This is a genomic window from Acinetobacter sp. 802_lipA, assembly GCF_058242885.1.
In genome coordinates this window covers 475900-500296 of record NZ_JBZAYP010000001.1, presented here as the reverse complement: position 1 = coordinate 500296, position 24397 = coordinate 475900, and the positions used below count along the sequence as shown (strand labels likewise).

The window sequence follows — 24397 nt, the reverse complement described above, 5'->3', positions numbered from 1 at the left end:
ACGTTAAGGAAAGCAGATGAAAGTCTCCGATAAAGCTGTACAAAGCCTGCGTGTATTGATTGAACAAAGCAATATGCAAGTTGGAGACCGTCTGCCTGCTGAAAGAAAACTGTGTGAACAGCTTCAAGTCTCTCGCTCTTCTTTAAGAGAGGCCATTTCGCAGTTGACCAGCATGGGTATGTTGGTCAGCAAAGTGGGGGCGGGGACTTTTTTAAAACAATTACCAGCAACGTGGTCCAGTTATCAAATCGTACAACCGATTAGTAATTTGATGAGTGAGGATCCTGCCTATCGATTTGATGTGCAAGAGGCGCGCATTATTTTAGAAGGTGGAACAACTTGGTATGCAGCACAACGCGCAACCCAAGAAGATCTGGTGAATATCCGACATCATTATGACCAGATTAACCATTTTCAGGCTTTGGGAAATGATGATGAGGCGGCTCGTGCAGATGCGAAATTTCATTTGGCGATTGCTGAAGCCTCTCATAATTTGGTTTTGATTCAGATGATGCGTGGTCTGTTCGATTTGTTGCAGTTCAACGTCGCTTTGGGACGTCGAAAAGTCTATAGCGAAGCACACCGTTTTGATCAATTGCATGATCAGCACTTTCAAGTCATGAATGCAATTGAACGTCGTGATCCAGAAGCTGCACGTAAAGCAGTCTGTGGACACATTGAGTTTGTAGTACAACAGGTGCGAATGATTGATGAGGAAGAAGCTCGTCGTCAGCGCGCCAGTCGATTAAACAGGATATAAGCATGATTATTTCTTCTGCCAATGACTACCGTGAAGCGGCACGACGTCGTTTACCACCATTTTTATTCCATTACATCGATGGTGGTGCGTATGCAGAATATACCCTGAAGCGTAATGTAGAAGATCTATCAAAAATTGCTTTGCGCCAGCGTGTACTGAACGACATGTCACAGTTAAGTTTAGAGACCAAACTGTTTGATGAAACTTTGTCGATGCCTGTTGCATTATCTCCTGTGGGTTTAACAGGCATGTATGCACGCCGCGGTGAAGTTCAAGCTGCGGTCGCTGCAGATAAAAAGGGTATTCCGTTTACACTGTCTACCGTTTCAGTGTGTCCAATTGAGGAAGTTGCACCTGCGATTCAACGTCCAATGTGGTTTCAGCTTTATGTACTGCGTGACCGTGGTTTTATGAAAAATGCCTTGGAACGTGCTAAAGCGGCAGGCTGTTCAACCTTGGTGTTTACCGTGGATATGCCTGTTCCGGGCGCGCGCTACCGTGATGCCCACTCGGGTATGAGTGGCCCAAATGCAGCAATGCGCCGTTATATGCAGTCGTGTTTCCACCCACACTGGGCGTGGAATGTCGGCATGATGGGACGTCCGCATGACTTGGGCAATATTTCTAAATACTTAGGTAAGCCTACAGGTCTAGAAGATTATATTGGTTGGTTAGGTTCTAACTTCGATCCGTCTATTTCGTGGAAAGACCTTGAGTGGATTCGTGAGTTTTGGGATGGGCCAATGGTCATTAAAGGAATTTTGGATCCTGAAGATGCCAAAGATGCAGTGCGTTTCGGTGCAGATGGGATTGTGGTTTCAAACCATGGTGGTCGTCAGCTCGATGGCGTTTTATCTTCTGCACGCGCACTTCCACCAATTGCAGATGCAGTCAAAGGTGATATTAAAATCCTTGCGGATTCGGGTATTCGTAATGGTCTAGATGTTGTGCGTATGCTGGCGTTGGGTGCAGACACGTGTATGCTTGGTCGTGCCTTTGTTTATGCTTTAGGTGCAGCAGGCGGTGAAGGTGTTTCAAATCTTTTAGAATTGATTGATAAAGAAATGCGTGTTGCTATGACCTTAACAGGTGCAAAAACCATTGCTGATATTACTTCAGATTGTTTGGTGAAGTTAGAGAAAGAATTGGCTGAGTAATTCATTATATCAGTAGAAGCGTTCTCACACGGTAAACGGGCATTCAATAGGTATTTACATCAATACCGTGATTATTGCTATTTATATAATCCCTCCCAACCTCCCTTTAAAAGGGAGGAGTTATACCGATTAGAATTTATGTTGCAGGTATAAATAATTTTTCTTTTACTTTAAATGCCTAAGGTAAAGAAAAAGTCCCTCTTTGGAAAAGGGGGATTTAGGGGGATTATAATCATTGGAAATAACAAATATGAACCCTCGATCTCCACAATACGTTATTGAAAACTTAATAAATATCGTTGGTAAACAACACGTTTTAACTGACGATAAAGACACACGTTTATACCGCCAAGGTCGTCGTTACGGTGCAGGGAAAGTACTCGCTGTTGTTGCACCGGGGTCATTACTGGAACAGTGGCAAGTATTGCAAGCGGCTGTTGATGCAGATTGTATTGTGATTATGCAAGCAGCCAATACAGGTTTGACCGGTGGTTCAACGCCTTTTGGCGATGATTATGACCGTCCTGTGGTACTGATCAGCACGCGTCGTTTGGTTGGCATTCAGGTCATTAATGACGGTCAGCAAGTGATTTGTCTACCCGGCGCAACGCTAGATCGACTTGAAAAAGAATTGGTGCCATTTAATCGGGAGCCACACTCGGTGATTGGTTCATCGTGTATTGGAGCTTCAGTTTTAGGTGGCGTCTGTAATAACTCAGGCGGTGCTTTGGTGCGCCGTGGTCCTGCTTATACTGAGCTGGCATTGTATGCTCGTGTCAATGATGATGGTCAGTTAGAGTTGGTGAATCATTTAGGGGTAAATCTCGGAGAAACACCTGAAGAAATTCTAAGCAAGCTTGAAACGAAAAATTATCAAATCGGCGATATTATCAATAACTCAGGCTGTTGCGCATCGGACCATCGTTATGGACATGATGTTAAACAAGTTGATGAAAATACGCCTGCACGTTTTAATGCGGATCCGTCTCGTTTATATGAAGCATCGGGTTCGGCAGGTAAAGTGTGTGTTTTTGCCGTACGTTTGGATACCTTTGAAAAAATTCCAAGTCAGGTATTTTACGTCGGTACAAACTCACATGATGATTTGACTGAAATCCGCCGTTTTTTACTAAAAGATTTGCCGCGATTGCCGATTGCAGGGGAATACATTCATCGCGTGGCTTATGACATTGGGGCAGAGTACGGTAAAGACACCTTTATGTTTATTGAAAAACTCGGTACAGCCAAAGTACCTGCTGCATTTGCAATGAAAGATAAGGTCGATGTGTACTTAGAAAAATTTGGTATGAAAGGACTGTCAGATAAAGTCCTGCAATTGATCACCAAATTTTTGCCCAATCATTTACCGAAACGGATGAATGCCTTCCGTGATCTGTATGAACATCATTTGGTTATTCGGATTGAAAATCAAGATGTCGAGCAAGTTGAAAGCTTTTTAAAACGTTATTTCCAAGATAAAAGCTCAGGTGATTTTTTCCACTGTAGCGAGGAAGAAGGACGTAAAGCATTTTTACATCGTTTTGCTGTTGCAGGTGCAGCAATTCGCTATCGGGATACGCACCGTTCAGAAGTTGAAGATATTGTGGCTCTGGATATCGCATTGCGTCGGAATGATCGAGAGTGGGTGGAAACCTTACCCAAAGAGATGGATGATCTGATTGTTCATAAACTCTATTATGGTCACTTTTTATGTCATGTGTTTCATCAGGACTATATTGTGAAAAAGGGCGTGGATCCCTTGGCGATGGAACACCAAATGTGGCATTTACTGGATGCACGTGGGGCGGAATACCCAGCCGAGCATAATGTCGGACATTTATATGTAGCAAAACCTGCACTACGAACGCATTATGAAAAGCTTGATCCTACCAATAGTTTTAATGTGGGCATTGGTCAAACCAGTAAGCTGAAGCATTGGCAGTAAAAGGCTTTGGTCTAAAAAACTAAACCAGTGAGGGCAACGTCACTGGTTTTTTTATTGTCATATGTTTTTGAGAGCTCAGTTGAATTGACCGTAGATGCCAAGAATTTTTTATAAATTGTCATCCCAATATTTTAAAAAACAGCTAAAGTAGTATGCAACAAGTTGCAAAGCCAAAGATAAGGATTCATGATGACAACCAATAGCTATGCACATATTTTAAAACCCTTACATTTGGGTTTTACCACCATTAAAAACCGTGTGGTGATGGGCTCCATGCATACGGGCTTGGAAGATCGTTTTTATAATTATCCAAAATTGGCAGCATACTTCGGTGAGCGTGCTAAAGGCGGTGTTGGTCTGATCATTACAGGCGGGATTTCTCCAAACCGTCAAGGTTGGCTCCTTCCTGCGGGCGGTACGATGAATACGCTGGGGGATATTGCTCCACATCGTTTAGTGACTCATGCCGTACATAAGCATGGTGCAAAAATTTTAATGCAAATTTTGCATGCTGGACGTTATGGTTACCAACCCTTTGTTGTTTCTGCGAGCCCAATTAAATCGCCAATTTCGCCATTTAAACCGCGTCAAATGTCTGAAAAGCAAATTTTGAATACCATTGATGACTATGTTAACTGTGCCAGTCTTGCCAAAAAGGCGGGCTATGATGGTGTAGAAATTATGGGTTCAGAAGGTTATTTACTGAATCAATTCTTAAGCCGTCATGTGAACCAACGTGAAGACCGTTGGGGTGGGCCGATTGAAAACCGTATGCGTTTTGCGGTCGAAATCGTTAAAGGAATACGTGCACAAGTCGGCGAAAAATTTATTATTTGCTTCCGTTTGTCATTGCTCGATTTGGTGCATGATGGCAATACCATGAAAGAAGTGGTTACGATTGCGCAAGCACTAGAAAAAGCAGGCATTACCTTATTGAATACAGGGATTGGCTGGCATGAAGCGCGGATTCCAACTATTGTGACTTCGGTACCACGTGCTGCTTTTGTTGACTATACTGCGGAAGTGAAAAAGCACGTGGCTGTGCCAGTGATTGCCTCAAACCGTATTAACATGCCAGATACCGCGGAAGAGATTTTGGCATCGGGCAAAGCGGATATGGTGCAAATGGCACGTCCGTTATTGGCTGATGCTTTTTGGGTGAATAAAACAGCGACCAATCGTGTTGATGAGATCAATACGTGTATCGCTTGTAACCAAGCATGCTTAGATCATACTTTTAAAAACCAACGTGCAACCTGTTTGGTCAACCCGCGTGCAGCGTTTGAAACAGAGTTGGTTTATTTGAAGGCGAAACAACCGAAACGAGTTGCGGTAGTGGGTGGTGGTGTCGCAGGGATGTCAGCTGCGACGGTTGCAGCCAGTCGTGGACACCAAGTGACATTGTTTGAAGCAAGTCATGAAGTGGGTGGACAGTTCAACTTGGCAAAAGTTGTGCCCGGTAAAGAAGAGTTTCATGAAACCATTCGTTATTTCAAAGTACAGATTGAAAAAACGGGAGTCGACTTACGTTTAAACACCAAGGTGAATCGTGAGCAGCTTGAGCGTGAAGGCTTTGAAGAAATTATCATTGCCACGGGTGTTGTGCCACGTGCATTACGTATTGAAGGGAGTGATTCACCGCAAGTCTTGTCTTATGCAGAAGTGTTACGCGGCGCACCTGTCGGTCGAAAAGTTGCGGTGATTGGTGCTGGAGGGATTGGTTTTGATGTGTCTGAGTATTTATTGAAACCAGAGCATCAACCTCAGCCACAACCGCTTGCAGATTGGCAACGTGAATGGGGTGTAGATCCAAACCCGAATTATGTTTCTGAAGGAGGCACGCAAGCCGCAGAAGTTCATCCGCCTGTTCGTGAGATTTATTTATTACAACGTAAAACCTCTGCACTTGGAGCAGGTTTGGGTAAAACCTCGGGTTGGGTACACCGCGCACAGTTGAAAAAGCATGCAGTACGTATGTTGCGTGGGGTTCAGTACAAAGCTGTGACTAATGAAGGGCTTTGGGTCGATATGGCAGGACAAGATCAATTGCTCCGTGTCGATACTATCGTCGTGTGTGCTGGGCAGGAGTCAGTGAAAGACTTAATGCCAAGCGCTGAGCAAAATACACTCGCGAATTATCACATTATTGGTGGTGCTAAACTGGCGGCTGAGTTAGATGCGAAGCGTGCGATTCGCGAAGGTGCAGAAATCGCTTCGAAATTATAAGTTTTTGATGAAACAATATGCAGTTGGTTGCTTTGACAGTAAGTTTTACTTGTCATCAAAACAAAAGCTCCGTATGATGGCGCACATGGAAGCGTGGCAGAGCGGTTTAATGCACCGGTCTTGAAAACCGACGAGGGCTTATACCCCTCCGTGAGTTCGAATCTCACCGCTTCCGCCAAATTTTAAAAGCCCTCTGTAGTTACAGGGGGCTTTTTTTTCATATTTTTCTCACAAATTAATCCATATTACTGATAAAAAAATAGCCGTGTGATTGAAAGTCTCAACTTTTAGGAGTTAGGCAAACAATTGTCGCCAAATTTAGCAATTGCAGTCTCTGGTTTATGGGACTCAGGTGCAGGTGACCCCGCACCAACTTTAGGTCCTGTGAAGGGTTATTGGGGTGCGGGTTTGGCTGCTAAATACAATATTAGTCAAAAAATGGCTTTCAGCGTAGGTGGTCGCTATATGTGGTTTGGTGATGCGGAAGGTGAAACTTCGGATCGTCGTATTGTTGGCGAGTTTGAGGACAATACAGGCTATATCGTGGGGATGAAACTCTCTTATAAATCTAAATAATTATCTCGCTTATTACTTGCTTGAGGTTTTGCCTTCTCTCTGAAATGTTGGGAGAAGGTTTTTTTATAACAGTATTAAATTATTTGTCTAGTTGTTTGTACTATCATAGCGTTTACGGAGTTGACTTTATATTTTTCAGTATTTTGAACGAAGTAAATCTATATTAAAAAATTCTTTAAAGTATTCGGTTTTTTACCATGAAGATGAAACATCGTGACTGTTTATTCAGATGTATTGCAGAGCAACATAGTGTTGAGCTTGTGCAACGGTTATCATAGAGCCAACAAAGCGTTGGAAAACATTATGAAAATCGTGGCAGATGAAAATCTCGCATTTACCGATTATTTTTTTGCCGAATTTGGTGAAGTTGAGCACAAAGCAGGGCGTACTTTAACCCATGCCGATGTTGTAGATGCCAAAGCACTGTTGGTGCGTTCTGTAACTCAAGTCAATCCAGCATTAATCAATAACACCACACTTCAATATGTAGGGAGTGCAACCATTGGTACAGACCATTTAGATATTGACGCTATTGAAAAACAGAATATTGAATGGGCGAATGCCGCAGGTTGTAATGCGCAGGCGGTGGCTGAATATGTGATTACGGCTTTGCTCCATCTCAAGCCAGCATTGCTGAACGCTGAGGATGATTTTACTTTGGGGATCATTGGTCTAGGAAACGTCGGTTCTCGTTTAGCTTATATGGCCAAACTATTGGGCTGGAATGTGATTGGCCATGATCCTTTTGTGCAGAAAGATGCGATTCAGCAGGTCGATTTTAATACCTTATTAAGTACTGCCGATGCGATTTCATTGCATGTACCTTTAACCAAAACAGGACCAAATCCAACTTATCATCTGTTCAACGCCGAAGCTTTCGCTGCGATGAAAACGACAGCAATATTGATTAATTCTGCGCGTGGACCTGTAATTGAAGAGCAAGCTTTATTGGCTGACATCGAAAAAACACAGCGCAAAGTGGTATTAGATGTCTTTGAACATGAGCCTGTGATTTCTGAACAAGTGTTGAAAGCTGTGAGTCTAGTGACGCCACATATCGCAGGTTATAGCTTAGAAGGTAAAGCGCGTGGTACACAAATGATTTATGAAGCCTTTTGTAAGACCTTTCAGTTTGAAGCACATAAAAGCTTCGAGTCGCAGTTACCTGTATGTGCTCAATATTTTGAAGGTCAAGATTTAAAATCTGCACTTCAACAGCATTTAAGTGAAATCTACCCGATTGCACGGGATGACCAAGCCTTACGTGCTTGCTTAAAAGAGGGCATGATTGATCAAAAAGCCTTTGATCATTTAAGAAAGACCTATCCACTACGCCGTGAATGGGCTGCACACGGAGGGCCGAAGGTATGAGTCAAGACGTGATCCATTATCAGCCAACCTGTGATTTAAAAGCTATGCGAGCTCGTGCGCAAATGTACAGCCAAATTCGTCAGTTTTTTGCTGAACGTGAAGTACTTGAGGTTGAAACCCCGATTTTATCTCAAGCTGGTGTGACCGATGTGCATTTGGCTTCAGTTCAAGCGCAGCGCCATGTACAAGGCAAGCAACAAACGCATTATTTGCAGACCTCACCTGAGTTTGCCATGAAGCGTTTATTGGCTAGTGGTAGTGGGCCGATTTATCAAATCTGTAAAGTTTTCCGTGATGATGAACATGGTCGTAAACACAATAGTGAATTTACCATGCTGGAATGGTATAGACCGACTTTCAGCTTGAAGGATTTGATGTTTGAAGTGACAGATTTATTGAATGTCACATTAAAGCAGCGTTTTGGTGAAGTTCGTCCTACCATTTTAAGCTATAAGCATGCGTTTATAGATCGTTTGGATTTGAACCCTCTGCAAGCCAGTTTGAGAGAGTTAAAAAACTGCTGTAACCGCGTGGGTTTAAATTTGGACTTGGGTGATGACCGCCTTGGCTATATCGATTTGCTCTTTTCACATTTTGTAGAGCCAAGTCTAGGTTTTGATACGCCAGTGTTTCTGACCGATTTTCCACCAGAGCTGGCTTCGCTTGCCAAAACTAAAATGGATGAAGACGATGAATTGGTTGCAGCACGTTTTGAGCTGTATATTGAAGGTTTGGAACTCGCCAATGCATATGATGAGTTGATTGATGCGGAGGTGTTGCGGTCGCGTTTTGAAGCCGATAATACTGAACGTGAAAAGTTAGGCTTACATGTGATGCCGATCGATGAGTTTTTATTGGCTGCTTTGCCTCAAATGACGGCATGTGCAGGTATTGCTTTAGGTGTGGATCGTTTGTTAATGATTGCAACAGAACACATGCAGTTGGAAAAGGTGATTACCTTTCCCGCATCCATTTCTTAAGTGAAATTAAATAAAGCGCCGATTGTGGCGCTTTATTTGAGTCGATCAAGTTTTAACTGTACTGAGCCTTTAGCTCTCCAATCGCGTGTATTCGACGTTCTATCAGCATTTCACCGATATCCGGGCCTTTAATATCCGCAGGTAGGTCTTGCGCTTTGATATTTCGCACAACATCCATCACCTTTAAAATATATGCAGATTGTGGGTATTCACGATCTTCAAGCCCTAAACGACCACGTGAGTCACATTCACAGGCCTGTACAAAGGCTTCAACCCGTTCTGGGCGGCGTAGTACATCTAAGCGTTGCAGTAAGCGCCATAAAGTACCTGGTTTTAAGGTTAGAGCTTGATGACATTTCAAATGTTCTTTACAGACCGTAATTGCGAGCTGCTTCATCTGCGTTGGAACTTTTAGACGTTCACACACTTCTGTCACAGGTTTGACCCCACGTTCTTCATGCATGATATGACGCGGTAGCTCGTCCACAGGTGTCAAAGCTTTGCCTAAGTCATGCACTAAAACAGCAAAACGAACATCCAGTGCGTAGTTGGCACGACATGCTTGCTGCAATGACATCATGGTATGAATACCACAGTCAATTTCAGGGTGATATTCAGGGCGCTGTGGAATACCGTAAAGTGCCTCGATTTCTGGAAAAAGCACTTTTAAAGCACCACAGCGACGTAGTACTTCAAAGTATTCATCGGCATGATCTTCCATCAGAGCGCGAGAGGTTTCTTTCCAAACGCGTTCAGGTGTCAGTGCCTCAAGTTCACCTGAGTCTGCGAGTTGTTGCATCAGTGCCAACGTTTCTTCAGCCACCGTAAATCCTAGGGTTTTATAACGTGCAGCAAATCGTGCAACACGGAGGACGCGTAACGGGTCTTCTACGAAAGCATCAGAAACATGCCTTAAAACACGGAGCTCTAAATCGCGTTGACCGCCATAGGGGTCATACAGAGTGCCTTCATCATCCATGGCAATAGCATTGATGGTGAGGTCACGTCGAATTAAATCTTGTTCTAAGGTAACGGTAGTGTCGGTATAAAACTCAAAGCCATGATACCCATGCCCTGACTTACGTTCAGTACGGGCAAGCGCATATTCATCTTTGGTTTCAGGATGTAAAAAAACAGGAAAATCTTTACCTACAGGTTGGAAACCCTGGGCAAGCAGTTGTTCAGGCGTTGCACCGACAACTACATAATCTTTTTCGTGATAGGGGTGACCCAGAAGCTGATCTCGGACCGCACCGCCTACTAAATAAACTTGCATGAAAAAACCTCTATTCTTGCAGCCATCATGCTACAGAATAGAGGTTTTCTCAAGTCACAAGATACGTGTATAACGACAAACAATTAGTCGCCGTTTTTCTCCGCTTCTTGAATTTCCGCTACAGTCAGCGCTGTCATATTCACTAAACGACGTGTTGTTGCTGTCGGTGTAAGAATATGAACTGGTTTCGCTGCGCCAAGTAGGATAGGGCCAATGGTAACATTATTACCTGAAGTTGATTTTAACAGGTTAAATGAAATGTTGGCTGCATCCAAGTTTGGCATGATCAATAGATTCGCAGAACCTTTGAAGCGCGAGTTTGAGTATGCAAAGTTACGGATGTTTTCATCCAATGCCGCGTCCGCATGCATTTCACCTTCAACTTCAAGTTCTGGCGCGATTTGCGTCAAAATTTCAAACACTTTACGCATTTTTTGCGCGCTTGGATCAGTTTGATCTGAACCGAAGCTTGAGTGAGAAAGTAGAGCAACACGCGGTGTCATACCAAAACGACGTACTTCTTCAGCGGCTAAAATTGTCATTTCAGCCAGCTGTTCAGCTGTTGGGTTGGTGTTGACATAAGTGTCAGCAATGAACAGGTTACGGTCTTCAAGCATTAAAGCATTCAATGTAAAGAAAGAGTTGTGACCTTCTTTTTTACCAATGATGTTTTTAACGAAGTCTAAGTGAATGTCATAGCTTGAATACGTACCACATAGCATACCGTCTGCTTTACCATGTTTCACTAACATCGATGCGATCAAGGTTGAACGACGACGTGCTTCACGTTGTGCATATTCAGGTGTTACACCTTTACGCTGCATAAGCGTGTAGTAGTCATCTGCAAACAATTCGTAGTCAGGATTTTTTTCTTGATCCACAATAGTGATGTTCACACCATGTTCAAGACGTAAGCCTAACTTTTTAATGTTTGCTTCAATAACCGCAGTACGACCAACTAAGATTGGTTTTGCAAGATCTTCATCAACTGCAATTTGTACTGCACGAAGTACGCGTAGGTCTTCACCTTCAGCATAAGCGATACGTTTCGGATCAGATTTTGCTTGAGCAAAAATAGGTTTCATCATCAGTGCTGAGTTATAAACAAACTCAGAAAGACGTTGACGGTATGCAGAGAAGTCTTGAATTGGACGACTTGCAACACCTGAATCCATGGCCGCTTGTGCAACAGCAGGTGCAATTTCTAAAATCAGACGCTGATCAAGTGGGCGTGGAATTAAGTAATCACGACCAAAAGATGCAGATTTTTCACCATAAGATGCCGCATCTGCTTCAATGTGTGCCATACGCGCAATCGCATATACGCACGCAATTTTCATCTCTTCATTGATGGTGGTTGCGCCTACATCAAGAGCACCACGGAAAATGTAAGGGAAGCAAAGTGCGTTGTTCACTTGGTTTGGATAATCTGAACGACCTGTTGCCATGATCACGTCATCACGAACTTCGTGTGCATGTTCAGGCAGAATTTCAGGATCTGGGTTAGCAAGTGCGAAAATAATTGGATCTTTCGCCATCACCTTAACCATTTCTTTAGTTAAGATACCCGCAGCAGATAAACCGAGGAACATGTCTGCGCCTGCAATCACGTCAGACAGTTGAGTGCCTTCAACATCTTGTACATAACGTTTTTTAGAGTCGTCTAGACCTTCACGTTTTGTTGTAAGTAGACCTCGTGAGTCTGCAACAATAATATTTTCTTTTTTTGCACCAATGGCACAAAGTAAATCTAGGCAAGACAGAGCCGCAGCACCTGCGCCTGAAGCGACGATTTTAATTTCGTCAATTTTTTTGCCATTCAATTGCAAAGCATTCAGTAAAGCAGATCCAACGATAATGGATGTACCATGCTGATCATCGTGGAACACAGGGATATTCATACGTTCACGAAGTTTTTGTTCAATATAGAAGCATTCTGGTGCCTTGATGTCTTCAAGGTTGATACCACCAAAAGTCGGTTCTAATGCAGCAACAATATCGACAATTTTGTCAGGATCATTTTCTGCAATTTCGATGTCAAATACATCAACACCTGCGAATTTTTTAAATAAAACGCCTTTACCTTCCATGACAGGTTTAGAAGCAAGTGGACCAATATTACCTAGACCCAAAACGGCAGTACCATTTGTGATCACGGCAACAAGGTTCCCACGAGCAGTATAAAGCGCTGCTTTTGAAGGATCTTTTTCAATTTCAAGACATGGTGCTGCGACACCAGGTGAATACGCCAAGGCTAAATCGTGTTGGTTGACCAGCTGCTTGCTAGGTGTAACGCTGATTTTCCCTGGGGATGGGAATTCGTGATAATACAAAGCTTGCTGTTTTAATGATTGATCGTCCATCTGAATCTCTTTGTAGCGTGGGTTAGCCAGCGGAGCTGGTAGTTTTTAGTAGACAAGACCGAATATACCATTAGTTGCAGGCATATCCCAGTGATAGCTGGTGCTTTTTAAGGCAAACTTAGAGCTAAAACAGTCTGATTTATATTAAGTATGTATACGAGGGTGTGTCGAGATGATCTCTTAAATATTGGGTAGCATCGAGCTGCGGAAGAGGTTTGGAAAATAAATAACCTTGCGCGATATCACATTCTAAGTTTTGTAGGTAACTCAGTTGTTGTTCGGTCTCAATTCCTTCCGCCACCACGGTCATACCCATGGCTTTCCCCATGGCAATCATGGCGCTCACAATAGCTTCTTGTTTGCAGTGTCCAATTTTTGAAATGAAGCTTCGATCAATTTTTAAGGTGTCGATTGGAAAGTCGGTCAGATAAGACAGCGATGAATAACCTGTGCCAAAGTCATCTAAAGAAATATGAATGCCACGCGATTTGATGGTTTCAAGGAGGTTCTTCACCGCTTCCGAGTTTTCAACCAAAGTGGATTCTGTAATTTCTAATTCAAGGCTACTGCCACTGATTTTGTATCGATCAAGGGCTTCATCTAAGTCCTTTAAAAGCTGTCCACGTTGTAATTGTTGGGCAACCACATTGACCGAAACGCAGATATTATCAAAACCCAATTTATTCCATTCTTTGATTTGCTTAGCGGTTTGTAAAATTACAATGCGGCCAATATCTGAAATTAAGCTGGTTTTTTCTGCCATCGGAATGAAGAGGCCCGGTGGCACGATGCCTTTGCTTGGGTGATTCCAGCGTACCAACGCCTCAAAACCATAAATTTTCTGATTGTGAAAGTTGATTTTGGGTTGGTAGTAAACCACCAACTCATTGTTTTGTATCGCCAGTCTTAAATCGCGCTCTAAATAAATCCCTTCTTCCAATGCAACGGTATTACTCAGGCTGTAGAACTTGGTCGCATTTCCACCTAAACGTTTTGCTTCACTCAGTGCTTGTTCTGCACAGTTGTTTAAGTAGTCCAGTTGACGACCATGTTCAGGGTACTGCGAAATCCCCATTGAAAGCGTAATAATGTGCTCTTGACCAAAAATATCAAAAGGTAGGCTAAAGGCTTTGTTAATGCGATCAATATGTTCCTGAACGGAGGGGCGAATATGAGAGACCTCATATACAATTGCAAAATCGTCACCATTTAAGTGAGCCACTATCAAGGCTTCAGCATTGGTTAAACGAAGGCGCTGAGCAACTTGGCGCAGCAGTTCATCTCCGCCATTATTGCTTAAGAATTCATTCAATGGGCGGAAACGGTCAATATTGAGTCGAATAATCGCCAGTTGTTTAATGCTGTCTTGCTGAGAAACCAAGTACTGATGAAGCTGATAGTTATAGTAAAAACGGTTGGGCAAATCGGTCAGTGTATCGTAGTTTTCTAAATAGGAAAGACGCTGTTCTTGTAGTTTGCGCTCGGTTAAATCGGACACGATACCAATATAATGCGTGACACGATCTTGCTCGTCGGTAATGGCATTCAGATGCATCCAAATACACAGCTCTTTGCCTGATAGGAACTTTTCATTAAGTTCACCGTCGTATTCGCCTTTTTTTAGGAGCTGTCCAATGATTTGGTTATGTGTGCTGCGTTGATGCGACTTATAGTTCGCAACAATATCAAACAGATGTTTGCCATTAATTTGTGCAGCTTCAAAGCCAGCCAAACGCTCAAAGAACGGATTTACGTCGATATAACGCAGGTCTTCATCTAAGATGAAAATCCCTTGTTCAGCTTGTTCAAGGACGCTCGCTGCTAGTCGAAGACGTTCTTGGTTGCTTTTTTCATGTTGAATATCGCGTCGAATACCGACCATTTGTAACGGTTTTTGATTGATTGGATCGCGAGCAATGACGCGTCCCGTGTCATGTACCCAGTACCATTTCCCGTTATTGTGTTGCACACGATAAGTGGCTTCATAGCGGTCTGAATGACCGCGTAAATGACTTTTCATTGCAGATTTAAACGGGGCAATATCATTTGGATGAATTAGATACTGAAGCTGAAGTTGATGCTCTGTGGAATTTTTAAGTACTTTTTCTTGTTTGTGATTGGTCAAGGAAATGAGCCGATCTTTAATATTCCAATCCCAAGGACGAATACCTGAAATTTCATGGGCAAGCGATAGGTTTTCTTGCTTATTTTTTAAGTCTTTATTGATTTGATTTACGTCAAAGGTTCGTTCACGTACTTTTTGCTCAAGCAATTGATTATTCAGTTGTAACTGTTGTTCAATTTCTTTGGATTTATTCACTTCGTTTTGTAACTGCTTGCATAAATCATCGGTCCAAGCGACTTGTTTTTCAGCTTCTTTTTTCAGCTCTCGATTTTTAATTGAGAGACGGGATAAGTGCTGATTAATACGGTTGGTGGCATTGGCACAGAGCAAAATCACAATCAGAATAAAGTTCACAGCAAGGTGAAAAAGAGTATGATTGGCATCGAAGTTGATAAATTGCGAGAGGACATAAGGGGTGATAGACGGAATAAAAACCAAACAAAAATAACTGATGCGTTGCGTTAAATAGGTGAGGCAAACGGTCTGTGTGACAATCACTAAAAGTGCAGATAAGAGTAGGGCATTTGTATAGTTAAAATTGCCAGATAGGCTGGGTAAGTAGTAGTAGATACATACGACGCCTGCTGCAACCAAAAGACCAATACTTAAACAGATGCCTTGAATCCAGCGGTGTGCATGTTTGGCAGAGTGATTTTTCGGGTTGAAATACACGGTGTTCACGAGCCAAAAAATACTGAGAATAAACTCGGAAATAAAAAACCACAGGTTAAAATAAAAAGAATCTTGAGAAAAATTATAGTGATATGCACAGAAAATATAAAAATTAAGAATCAGTAAACTACTGATGAGGAAACGAAGATGGCTAATGGAATGCGATATTTGCGCAGTCTGCAAGTGCCGATCAAGATTTTCTGTAGAAATATCTGGCATGAATCGCGAAACCTTATTTTTTTTATGACCCAATGGCGTTGTGTTGTGTCTTTTTCAAATTTAAATGCATTGTGTAAAACACAATCAATTTATATTTTGATATAAGTCAAGGGTAATATTGTTGTACATAATAATCAATATATTAACAGAACAAAAGGGTGACTCGGCTGTTTATGTGATTTAAATCACTAAATTGTAATTGAGGATCGACAAAGCGACGACTGGCGCTGTCTCAGTACGTAATACACGTTCACCAATACACCAGCTGATAAAACTGTGGTCATTGGCTGTCGTAATTTCAGCCTCACTTAAACCACCTTCAGGCCCAATGAGTAGAGCAATGTTTGGTGTTGCATTTGCCAATACGTCGAATTTTTCTTTATTCGGGGCAAGTACAAGCCGCGTCGCAGGTAATTCAGATGCGAGCCATTTGTCTAAGCTGACTGGAGCATGGATAGTGGGAACAATGTTCATGCCACATTGTTCACATGCCGCGATGGCAATTCCTTGCCAATGATCGATCTTCTTTTGGTCGCGGTCATATTTCAAACGCATTTCACAACGTTCAGACGTTAATAGTTGAATTTCGGAAACGCCTAATTCAACTGCCTTTTGAATGACATAGTCCATACGATCACCTTTACTCATGACTTGACCGAGTAAAGTTTTAAACGCAGGTGTACGATTGGTTGGGTTAAAAGCAGTGACCTGAACTGATGCTGACTTTTTAGCAACGTCACTTAAGGTCACTTCATATTCGCCGCCTTGTCCATTAAACAAGGTAGCCGTTTCACCGACTTGAGCACGCAAAACTTTTACCCAGTGGTGAAACACAGTTTCAGTCAGTTCGACAGTGTGATCAACATTGAGTTCTGCTTCCATAAAAAAACGAGGCATTCGGTTTTACTCTCAAATAGGGTGAATCTAGTTTAAATGCTTATGCTAAACCGAGGTCTAGTACAAGCTGACGGGTAGGGTCAGTCGTGTTCATGGTGTAGAAGTGCAAACTTGGTGCGCCCCCTGCAATCAGGCGTTCACAAAGCTTCACAATCACTTCATGACCGAAGGCTTTGATGCTGGCAGTATCGTCACCATAAGTTGCCAGTTGCTTACGAATCCAACGTGGAATCTCAGCGCCTGTACCATCTGCAAAGCGAATCAAGTTGCTGGCATTGGTAATTGGCATAATGCCTGGTGCAACTGGAATGTTCACGCCTTCTTTTTGAATGCGATCTACAAAGTAGAAGTAGGCATCTGGATTAAAGAAGAACTGAGTCAGTGCCGCATTCGCACCTGCATTGGCTTTGTCGCAAAAACGTTGAATGTCTAAATCAAAGCTTTCTGCTTGTGGATGCATTTCAGGATAAGCGGCAACTTCAATATGGAAGTGATCGCCCGAATGTTCACGGATAAAACGTACCAAATCCGTAGCATAAGGTAGTTCCCCTAGGCCAACTTGACCTGAAGGTAAGTCACCACGCAGCGCCACAATACGGTCAATGCCTTGATCTTTATAAATGTCGAGTAACTCAGCAATACGTGCTTTGTCATCACCAATACAAGACAAGTGAGGGGCAACAGGTGTGCCTTTACCATTAAATTCTGCAATGGCTGCTAAGGTGCGTTCACGGGTTGAACCGCCTGCACCATAGGTAATTGAGAAAAACTCTGGGTTGAGCAGCTGTAATTCTTGGTGTACAACTTTCAGTTTTTCTGCGCCCGCATCCGTTTTGGTCGGGAAAAACTCAAAAGAAATAGGAATGTGTTTCGACATGTTCAAATCCTTTTTTATAAATGCTTTTTATTTAGACCTCTTCCGAGCCCTCTCTTGCGCGTAGATTTACAGCAGTGCTTAAAACCCGCTTTACAGGAGAGGGGACTTTCACTATAAATTGAATTAATAATGAAAAGTCCCTTCTCCCACTGGGAGAAGGCTAGGATGAGGGGAAATATAAAACTTAGTATTTATAAGCATCTGACTTGAATGGACCTTCAACAGCTACACCTAAGTAGTCTGCTTGTTCTTGAGTCAATTGAGTCAAGACGCCACCAAAACCAGCAACCATTGCTGCAGCAACTTCTTCATCTAATTTCTTAGGAAGCAGTTCTACACGAATCGCAGCTTGTTTTTGATCTTCTGCAAGATCCGCAAATTTTTCAGCGAACAAGTGCATTTGACCTAGTACTTGGTTGGCAAAAGAACCATCCATGATACGTGATGGGTGACCTGTCGCGTTACCAAGGTTAACCAGACGACCTTCTGAAAGAAGAATCAAATAGTCGCTATCATTTTCAGAACGGTAAACTTGGTGTACTTGTGGCTTCACTTCAACCCACTTGTAACCACGTAAGTAGTTGGTGTCGATTTCAGTGTCGAAGTGACCGATGTTACACACCACTGCACCTGCTTTTAATGAGTCAAGCATTGCAGCGTCACATACGTGGTAGTTGCCTGTTGTTGTTACGATTAGATCAGTATTTTGAAGAAGGTCAACATTGATGTCTTCTTTTTTACCAGTCTGTACGCCATTTTTGTATGGAGATACAACTTCGTAACCATCCATACATGCTTGCATAGCACAGATTGGATCTACCTCAGTTACACGTACAATCATGCCTTCTTGACGAAGTGATTGTGCAGAACCTTTACCTACGTCACCGTAACCAATAACAAGTGCACGACGGCCAGATAAAAGCATATCTGTACCACGTTTGATGGCATCATTCAGTGAGTGACGGCAACCGTATTTGTTGTCGTTTTTAGACTTTGTTACAGAGTCATTCACGTTGATTGCTGGAACTTTCAAAGTACCATCACGAAGCATTTCATACAGACGTTGAACACCTGTCGTGGTTTCTTCAGTTACACCGTGAATTTTTGCAATCACTTCTGGATATTTTTCATGAACAAGAAGTGTTAAGTCACCGCCATCATCCAAAATCATGTTGGCATCCCAAGGCGTGCCATTCACATTGATTTGTTGTTCTAAACACCACATGTATTCTTCTTCTGTTTCGCCTTTCCAAGCAAATACAGGTACACCAGAAGCCGCAATTGCCGCAGCAGCATGGTCTTGAGTAGAGAAGATGTTACAAGAGGTCCAACGAACTTCTGCGCCTAATTCAACTAGGGTTTCAATAAGAACCGCAGTTTGAATGGTCATGTGAATACAACCAAGGATTTTTGCGCCAGCAAGTGGTTTTGCAGCAGCATAGCGCTTACGTAGGCCCATAAGTGCTGGCATTTCTGCTTCAGCAAGTTTGATTTCTTTACGGCCGTAGTCAGCGAGTGAAATATCAGCAACTTTGTAATCTGTAAATGAAGCAGTAACCGCGTTCATCACGATCTCCTAATATAAAAAATTGATCATTCAGTTCGCGGATGCCGTTGTTGATTCAAAAAGGATTTGAACCGGATCGTCGAGCCTAGCGATTTCACATTTATGTACCTGTGAAAAAGTCGCAGCATCCCTCGACTAGCGAAGTATTGTACTTGGATTCTAAAAGTGTTCCAAGCTTAAAAAGTTAAGATTATTGATTTTCTTCTAGTTGAGTATTTAATTGATCAAAAGCATTCCAGCCATCATTAGTTAAATAAAATAATTCATTTTTATAACCTCTGTCTTTCAATAGGCCATAGCTGACCAAATTTTCTATGGTATGTTGCCATTTAGCTAGCTCTCTACCTTCTGTTAAATGCATATTTAAATTTCCAACATTAAAAAGAACTCCACCCATAGTTCTAATGAATTGAATATCATCGTTATTTTTTCCAGCATTTAATAAAATCTGAACCATTTCTTCTGTAGGTTCAATTGAATGTTTATTTGAGGATGGTGCTTCGTTTTCAAATGATGAGTTATCTAAAAGATTGTGAATATATTCGTTATTTTGTAATTGTAGTGTTATATGATCTTTAATTTTTTGTTTAAAAGTTAATAGATCATTATAAAATTCTAATACTCCATTCGGCATCCATTCCCTAATTTGTACTTGTAGTTTTTGATATTGATCAGTAATTTTACTTGGTGGTATTGGTCTGTCACAAATATAAATGGAGGTTAGTTTCTGAGATGCGATATGTCTTGAAATTTCTTCGACAGTACCACTCACATATTCGCCAGTTTCAGTGCCTAAGCGAGTCCAAAATATTCCCAATAAAATATCTGAATCTTCTAAAATTCGTTTATTGATTATTTCTTGCGGTCTACCACCCATTTCTGGTGCGACATGCGTTTCCCAGCCAACAGGATTTAGCATTACACCAAATTGTTTTGAGTGAATCGCATTCCACTCATAAATTGCATCACGTACTAGTTGTCTTTCTTCTGAGACATCATTTGGGGATGCGATCATTACATTTAAAATTGTAGCTTGATATGCCATTTCTAATTTTCTGAAATTTGATTATTTACAGTTAATATATCTGAAATTTATACGGTTTCCATAAATTGAAATAATTATTTAATTTCGAGTTCAAGTCATTTTGTTTATTATCAATACAATCATCTTTTTTGAATTGTGTTATGGCCGTGAATATCCCTGAATCCTTAATGAACCTTGAAGCCAATGGCGGTATTTATGCGGTATGGATGCTACTCCAACATTTATATATCGATGCGGATATTGAACAGTTGATAGAGGTCTGTGGTTATGATGCAGAAAACGGAACGACAACCATTGGCTTGGCAGTTGGATTAAAGAAATTTGGCTTTGATGTTCAATTTTATACTGATGAAGACACAGAGCTTCAAGCACAAGAAAAATTGAGTTATGCAGAAGCTGAGCAACTAAAGCTGCCAGTTTTAGCGGCCATCAATTACCAACAAATTCAACAGGCATTTGAGCAAAATAAATTTATCATTGTCTATTACGATACTTTAGAAGACGTCGGAAACCATTCACTGGTTTATTCTATAGATGAGCAGGAAATCTGTTTCTTTGATAGTTTTGATGCGATGCCTGCATCTGTATTTGAACAGCAACGTCAAGTCGAGGGCATCTGCCGACAAGTGATCGTGCTTGATCATTCAAGTGCTCGCATGGAAACAGCACAATAAACATGAAAAGAAGACGTTAAATGAAAAAGATCCTCGGACTATGCGTGTTCATCTCTATGCAGATCAGTGCTAATGACAGCACGGGTTTTGTGGCAACGGGCGGTGTGCAATATCTGAAAAATCCAAAAATCAGTATGCAAAGTGAAGATTTGTTTATCAGTAAAAATATCATTCGGGTGAATTACCAATTTAAAAATCTTACCGCTCAAGATATTACTGAAACTGTTTTATTTCCTTTGCCGCGTGTGGGCAGTTCGCGTGAAAGTGATTTTGCGCATACCGAACAATTGATTCAAAGCTTTAAAGTACAAGCCAATGTACAAAAGATTCAGCCAGAAACGCATGTGCGTGCATTTTTACCCGCTTTAACGGCAGGTGGTGACTTCAATTCCAATGGCGACGTCGTCGATGTGACTGCAGGTTTGAAAAAATGTGGTTTTTCAGATCGAGATTTGATGTATCCGTGGTTATTGCAACAAGACTCTACGCTTAATCAGCGTTTGTATCGTTGTCAGGACAAAACAGTGCAGCAGCTTTTAAAACCCTATCAGGCGGATGATGAAATTTATTGGGAATCGCAAATCATTTATAGTTGGCAGCAGAAGTTTAAGGCCAATGCGTTGACCCATGTACAACATGAATACATGCCATTGGTTGGTGGTTCGGTCTCTTTATATCCTGAAGAGGATGAAAAAACCTATTGTATAGATCAAAACTTCAAAGCGGGTTTGAAAAAGGCCAAGTCGCAATATGCACCTTATCAAGCCTTGGGCTATATCTTAAAAACGGGTGCAAATTGGGCGAAACCAATTCAAAGCTTTAAGCTGACCATTGAGCGTGACCCGAATGAGCTGGTTTCATTTTGTTGGAAGGGTCAGGTGAAAAAGATCAGTTCGACACAATTTCAAATGACAGAAAAGAATTTTGTGCCGAAGCAGGATTTAGATATTATTTTTGTGCGTAGGTTTTAAGTAGTAAAAAGCCCATCAAAGGATGGGCTTTTTACTTATTCTTGCTCTGCGGCATCTGCTTTGTCGTGCCAGTATTTGGCTTTTGCTTCATCGGCATCGACACCTAGTGCATTTTCATAAATGAAAGCCAAATCACGCATGGCTTGAGCCTCACCCAGTTCCGCTGCTTGTTGTACCAGTTCAATTGACTTAGCGACATCCTTTTCAACCACATCGCCCCGACGGTAAAAACCAGCCAACTCTAATATTGCAGTAGGGTGTTTTAGTTCAGCCGCTTGTTTTAACCAGTGATGTGCATGTCCAAAGTAGGTTTCTGCTTCGTTTGGATCTTCTTCGCGAAGTTCTTTGGCATAAAAAGCATAACCTTCACCCAGCCAATACATGGCTTCTACATGACCCAATGCTGCTGCTTTAAGCGCCCATTCTTCTGCAAGCGTAATGTCATCTTCATTTTCACTTTGCATATACAGTTCAGCAAGTTCAAATTGAGCGTCACTATTACCTGTTGTTGCAAGATTGACCAATTCAGCAGGAATTTTAGGAGATTTAGGCATACAAATAACCAAAGATTTAAACTGTGGATAGCCTAATGCTTTCAAGTGAAAAAGCCAATCCGAAGATTGGCTTTTAGGCTCAGATCAGGTGCAAAGTTAGGCTGAATATAAATAAGAGTAAAACTGAAACAGCGATATTCTTAATTTTTTGCTCAAAATAACTTAAACAAAGTCCAACAAACAGTGCAGCGAAGCTAATTACGCCAATCCAATAACTGATTTCGGTACTCCAATGTCCTTGTGTTAAGCAAATGAGCAAAGAAACAATTAACAGGAACCAACCCACAGTGGTTGCTAAGCGTGTTTGCTGAAGTGTTAGTTCTTTAGCAAAGATTTGCTTTTGGTGCTTAGACATACTGCTGGCAAGTGCAAAAAAACCTAAGGTTGCTAAAGTCCAAATGATCAGAAACCAAATCATGCTTCGGCCTCCTGAACAGGTACTTTCACTTTTTTATTCGGCAAACCTTGATGTTTTTTAACTTTGTCATAAGCGAAATAGAAAATCACTGCCATTACCCACATGGCTAAATCAACCGATGCAATCATCCACTGACCCTGCCCAACGCTGTTCCACAAAGCTTGACCACCTGTCATCAAGTTGACCACTGGCAGCAGGGCGAAAGCGAGTGTTGCCAATAAAAGTAAGTCTAACCATGCTTGGCGGTGGGTACGGAAAGTGGCATATATCAAAGTGAGTAACCATACGGTAAAGAAGCTACGGATCTCCCAGTTTAGACGCATTTCTACATCTGCAGGAATGAAACGGTTGGCATAAAAATATGCCGCGCAGGCCAAAGGCAAACCAATAATGGCCGCAATATTCAGGACTTCAACCAGTCGGAAACCAAATGATTTATAGCCTTGTTTCTGCTGTTGGGGAGCACGTTTTACACACCAAAGAATCAGACCTGTAGCGACCATGAGCGTACCTAAAATACCCGAACAGAATAGCAACCAACGAAGAGCCAAATCGACGCCGCGAGCTTCGTGTAAGACGGTGACCACGTTATAGATGCCACTTGGAATAGATGGGTTTTTTATCCGTATATTTTTATCCGTTTCATCTTGACCCGTGACCCCATTGTAGTTGATGGTTGCATATACATTGCGATGCGCGACGCTTTCAGCACGCAAGGCACGTAACTCAATTTTGGCTTGGTCTGTATTGGGTGAAATAATGCTAATCGAAGCAATTGGATTGTCTTTCCACTGTTGTTGTACCGCTGCCATAATTGGGGCTAAGTCTGTCAGTGGGGCAGGGCGGAGTTCGGTTTGTGGCCGTTCCTCACCACGACCTTGAGCATGTTCACCGCGTTGCTGTCCGCGCTCTCCACGATCCGCTCTTTCACCTTCGCGTTGACTTCGACTTTCGCGCTGCACATCTTCAGCTTTTGGGGGCTGTTCAATCATGCTGGCCTGTTGGTCACGTAAAAACTGTTGTCGATTTTCATACGCTTGGTTAATTCCCCAAGGCATGAACATAAACATGAGCAGTAGTAGGCCACTAAAGGTAATCATTAGATGAAAAGGCAGCGCAAAAACAGCGGTTGCGTTGTGTGCATCTAGCCATGAGCGTTGACCTTTGCCAGAGCGAAAGGTAAAGAAATCTTTAAAGATTTTTTTATGGGTAATGATGCCGCTAACAATTGCGACCAACATGAACATGGTGGCAATCCCGACCAACCAACGTGTCCACAGACGGGGTAAACCGTACAATTCAAAATGGAAACGGTACAGGAACCCACCACCACGCGTATCTCGTGGTTCAATTACTTCGCCAGTCGCACTGTCTAAGGTGAGGCGTGTTCCACCGCGACGTGCTTTCGGGTCTTCACCAACGGCACGAATAGTCACTTCAGTTGTAGTTTTGCGTGAGTTGGGCAGTTGAATGTTCCAGCTGCCTGCATCAGGGTGGTTTTTCTGTAAATAGTTAAGCGCGACCTGCATTTGTTGCACTTGAGACTGCGCAGGGATAGATTGATGTGTTTCTGGCTTCATCCAAGTGGAAATTTCATTTTGGAAAAAACTCAGGGTTCCAGTCACAAAAATTGCATACAGCAGCCACCCTAAAATGAGACTGGCCCATGTATGCAACCATGACATGGATTGGCGCGGTCCTTCCGCTTTTTGATCAACACGCAT

The 24397-nt window shown here is 42.2% G+C and carries 19 protein-coding genes and 1 tRNA gene; 10 read left to right on the top strand and 10 right to left on the bottom strand.

Features of this window, described 5'->3' with window-relative positions; genetic code table 11:
• The first annotated feature begins 16 nt into the window (after window positions 1–16).
• From lldR to epmA, 8 genes are all read left to right on the top strand, one after another.
• A complete protein-coding gene (gene lldR / locus AC4CU3_RS02470; protein ID WP_004694009.1) occupies window positions 17–760 on the top strand; it encodes a transcriptional regulator LldR in 744 nt (247 codons plus the stop codon).
• Window positions 761–762: 2 nt separating this feature from the next.
• The gene (gene lldD, locus AC4CU3_RS02465; protein ID WP_058869297.1) at window positions 763–1917 is read left to right on the top strand and encodes an FMN-dependent L-lactate dehydrogenase LldD; all 1155 of its coding nucleotides are present in this window, start codon (window positions 763–765) and stop codon (window positions 1915–1917) included.
• Window positions 1918–2167: 250 nt separating this feature from the next.
• The gene (gene dld / locus AC4CU3_RS02460; RefSeq protein ID WP_279044195.1) at window positions 2168–3862 is read left to right on the top strand and encodes a D-lactate dehydrogenase; all 1695 of its coding nucleotides are present in this window, start codon (window positions 2168–2170) and stop codon (window positions 3860–3862) included.
• Between the two features lie 189 nt (window positions 3863–4051).
• On the top strand, window positions 4052–6088 hold the full coding sequence (locus AC4CU3_RS02455; RefSeq protein ID WP_279044199.1) for an NADPH-dependent 2,4-dienoyl-CoA reductase: 2037 nt from the start codon (window positions 4052–4054) through the stop codon (window positions 6086–6088).
• 87 nt (window positions 6089–6175) lie between these two features.
• Window positions 6176–6266, top strand: a tRNA-Ser gene (locus AC4CU3_RS02450).
• 128 nt (window positions 6267–6394) lie between these two features.
• Complete coding sequence (locus AC4CU3_RS02445) at window positions 6395–6664, top strand: hypothetical protein (protein WP_005399757.1); 270 nt, start codon at window positions 6395–6397, stop codon at window positions 6662–6664.
• Window positions 6665–6967: 303 nt separating this feature from the next.
• Complete coding sequence (locus AC4CU3_RS02440; RefSeq protein ID WP_279044193.1) at window positions 6968–8035, top strand: 4-phosphoerythronate dehydrogenase; 1068 nt, start codon at window positions 6968–6970, stop codon at window positions 8033–8035.
• On the top strand, window positions 8032–9015 hold the full coding sequence (gene epmA, locus AC4CU3_RS02435) for an EF-P lysine aminoacylase EpmA (protein ID WP_279044192.1): 984 nt from the start codon (window positions 8032–8034) through the stop codon (window positions 9013–9015). Before AC4CU3_RS02440 ends, epmA begins: the two co-directional genes overlap by 4 nt.
• 52 nt (window positions 9016–9067) lie before the next feature.
• Here the strand turns inward: epmA and AC4CU3_RS02430 are convergent, their stop codons facing one another.
• The 7 genes from AC4CU3_RS02430 to AC4CU3_RS02400 all read right to left on the bottom strand — a co-directional run bounded on the left by AC4CU3_RS02430 (window position 9068) and on the right by AC4CU3_RS02400 (window position 20056).
• On the bottom strand, window positions 9068–10291 hold the full coding sequence (locus AC4CU3_RS02430) for a multifunctional CCA addition/repair protein (protein ID WP_279044190.1): 1224 nt from the start codon (window positions 10289–10291) through the stop codon (window positions 9068–9070).
• A gap of 83 nt (window positions 10292–10374) precedes the next feature.
• A complete protein-coding gene (locus AC4CU3_RS02425; RefSeq protein WP_279044188.1) occupies window positions 10375–12654 on the bottom strand; it encodes an NADP-dependent malic enzyme in 2280 nt (759 codons plus the stop codon).
• Between the two features lie 139 nt (window positions 12655–12793).
• Complete coding sequence (locus AC4CU3_RS02420) at window positions 12794–15670, bottom strand: EAL domain-containing protein (protein WP_279044187.1); 2877 nt, start codon at window positions 15668–15670, stop codon at window positions 12794–12796.
• Between the two features lie 180 nt (window positions 15671–15850).
• A complete protein-coding gene (locus AC4CU3_RS02415) occupies window positions 15851–16567 on the bottom strand; it encodes a 16S rRNA (uracil(1498)-N(3))-methyltransferase (protein ID WP_234303802.1) in 717 nt (238 codons plus the stop codon).
• 40 nt (window positions 16568–16607) lie between these two features.
• Window positions 16608–17444 (bottom strand): methylenetetrahydrofolate reductase [NAD(P)H], encoded by an 837-nt coding sequence (gene metF, locus AC4CU3_RS02410; protein WP_279044186.1) that lies wholly within the window; start codon window positions 17442–17444, stop codon window positions 16608–16610.
• 184 nt (window positions 17445–17628) lie between these two features.
• Window positions 17629–19011, bottom strand: a complete 1383-nt coding sequence (gene ahcY, locus AC4CU3_RS02405) for an adenosylhomocysteinase (RefSeq protein ID WP_010326383.1) — start codon at window positions 19009–19011, stop codon at window positions 17629–17631.
• Window positions 19012–19201: 190 nt separating this feature from the next.
• Window positions 19202–20056, bottom strand: coding sequence for a DUF4062 domain-containing protein (locus AC4CU3_RS02400; protein WP_279044184.1), 855 nt, complete (start codon window positions 20054–20056; stop codon window positions 19202–19204).
• Window positions 20057–20196: 140 nt separating this feature from the next.
• Between AC4CU3_RS02400 and AC4CU3_RS02395 the strand changes: the two genes are divergently transcribed.
• On the top strand, window positions 20197–20730 hold the full coding sequence (locus AC4CU3_RS02395) for a cysteine peptidase family C39 domain-containing protein (RefSeq protein ID WP_279044182.1): 534 nt from the start codon (window positions 20197–20199) through the stop codon (window positions 20728–20730).
• A 20-nt stretch (window positions 20731–20750) separates the two neighbouring features.
• Window positions 20751–21701 (top strand): DUF4424 family protein, encoded by a 951-nt coding sequence (locus AC4CU3_RS02390; protein ID WP_126036005.1) that lies wholly within the window; start codon window positions 20751–20753, stop codon window positions 21699–21701.
• 35 nt (window positions 21702–21736) lie between these two features.
• Here AC4CU3_RS02390 and AC4CU3_RS02385 read toward each other — a convergent pair whose 3' ends face one another.
• The 3 genes from AC4CU3_RS02385 to AC4CU3_RS02375 all read right to left on the bottom strand — a co-directional run bounded on the left by AC4CU3_RS02385 (window position 21737) and on the right by AC4CU3_RS02375 (window position 24397).
• Window positions 21737–22255, bottom strand: a complete 519-nt coding sequence (locus AC4CU3_RS02385; protein ID WP_164836575.1) for a tetratricopeptide repeat protein — start codon at window positions 22253–22255, stop codon at window positions 21737–21739.
• Between the two features lie 79 nt (window positions 22256–22334).
• Complete coding sequence (locus AC4CU3_RS02380; protein WP_078426794.1) at window positions 22335–22673, bottom strand: DUF3325 domain-containing protein; 339 nt, start codon at window positions 22671–22673, stop codon at window positions 22335–22337.
• Complete coding sequence (locus AC4CU3_RS02375) at window positions 22670–24397, bottom strand: PepSY-associated TM helix domain-containing protein (protein WP_279044177.1); 1728 nt, start codon at window positions 24395–24397, stop codon at window positions 22670–22672. Before AC4CU3_RS02375 ends, AC4CU3_RS02380 begins: the two co-directional genes overlap by 4 nt.

Excerpts from the sequence above, each read along its gene's own strand:
- AC4CU3_RS02390 (WP_126036005.1), top strand. The coding sequence starts at position 20,751 with ATGAAAAAGATCCTCGGACTATGCGTGTTCATCTCTATGCAGATCAGT.
- epmA (WP_279044192.1), top strand. The coding sequence starts at position 8,032 with ATGAGTCAAGACGTGATCCATTATCAGCCAACCTGTGATTTAAAAGCT.
- AC4CU3_RS02430 (WP_279044190.1), bottom strand. The coding sequence starts at position 10,291 with ATGCAAGTTTATTTAGTAGGCGGTGCGGTCCGAGATCAGCTTCTGGGT.
- lldR (WP_004694009.1), top strand. The coding sequence starts at position 17 with ATGAAAGTCTCCGATAAAGCTGTACAAAGCCTGCGTGTATTGATTGAA.
- AC4CU3_RS02395 (WP_279044182.1), top strand. The coding sequence starts at position 20,197 with ATGGCCGTGAATATCCCTGAATCCTTAATGAACCTTGAAGCCAATGGC.
- AC4CU3_RS02425 (WP_279044188.1), bottom strand. The coding sequence starts at position 12,654 with ATGGACGATCAATCATTAAAACAGCAAGCTTTGTATTATCACGAATTC.
- metF (WP_279044186.1), bottom strand. The coding sequence starts at position 17,444 with ATGTCGAAACACATTCCTATTTCTTTTGAGTTTTTCCCGACCAAAACG.
- AC4CU3_RS02440 (WP_279044193.1), top strand. The coding sequence starts at position 6,968 with ATGAAAATCGTGGCAGATGAAAATCTCGCATTTACCGATTATTTTTTT.
- AC4CU3_RS02455 (WP_279044199.1), top strand. The coding sequence starts at position 4,052 with ATGACAACCAATAGCTATGCACATATTTTAAAACCCTTACATTTGGGT.
- AC4CU3_RS02375 (WP_279044177.1), bottom strand. The coding sequence starts at position 24,397 with ATGCGTGTTGATCAAAAAGCGGAAGGACCGCGCCAATCCATGTCATGG.
- AC4CU3_RS02415 (WP_234303802.1), bottom strand. The coding sequence starts at position 16,567 with ATGCCTCGTTTTTTTATGGAAGCAGAACTCAATGTTGATCACACTGTC.
- AC4CU3_RS02420 (WP_279044187.1), bottom strand. The coding sequence starts at position 15,670 with ATGCCAGATATTTCTACAGAAAATCTTGATCGGCACTTGCAGACTGCG.
- AC4CU3_RS02400 (WP_279044184.1), bottom strand. The coding sequence starts at position 20,056 with ATGGCATATCAAGCTACAATTTTAAATGTAATGATCGCATCCCCAAAT.
- dld (WP_279044195.1), top strand. The coding sequence starts at position 2,168 with ATGAACCCTCGATCTCCACAATACGTTATTGAAAACTTAATAAATATC.
- AC4CU3_RS02380 (WP_078426794.1), bottom strand. The coding sequence starts at position 22,673 with ATGATTTGGTTTCTGATCATTTGGACTTTAGCAACCTTAGGTTTTTTT.
- ahcY (WP_010326383.1), bottom strand. The coding sequence starts at position 19,011 with ATGAACGCGGTTACTGCTTCATTTACAGATTACAAAGTTGCTGATATT.
- lldD (WP_058869297.1), top strand. The coding sequence starts at position 763 with ATGATTATTTCTTCTGCCAATGACTACCGTGAAGCGGCACGACGTCGT.
- AC4CU3_RS02385 (WP_164836575.1), bottom strand. The coding sequence starts at position 22,255 with ATGCCTAAATCTCCTAAAATTCCTGCTGAATTGGTCAATCTTGCAACA.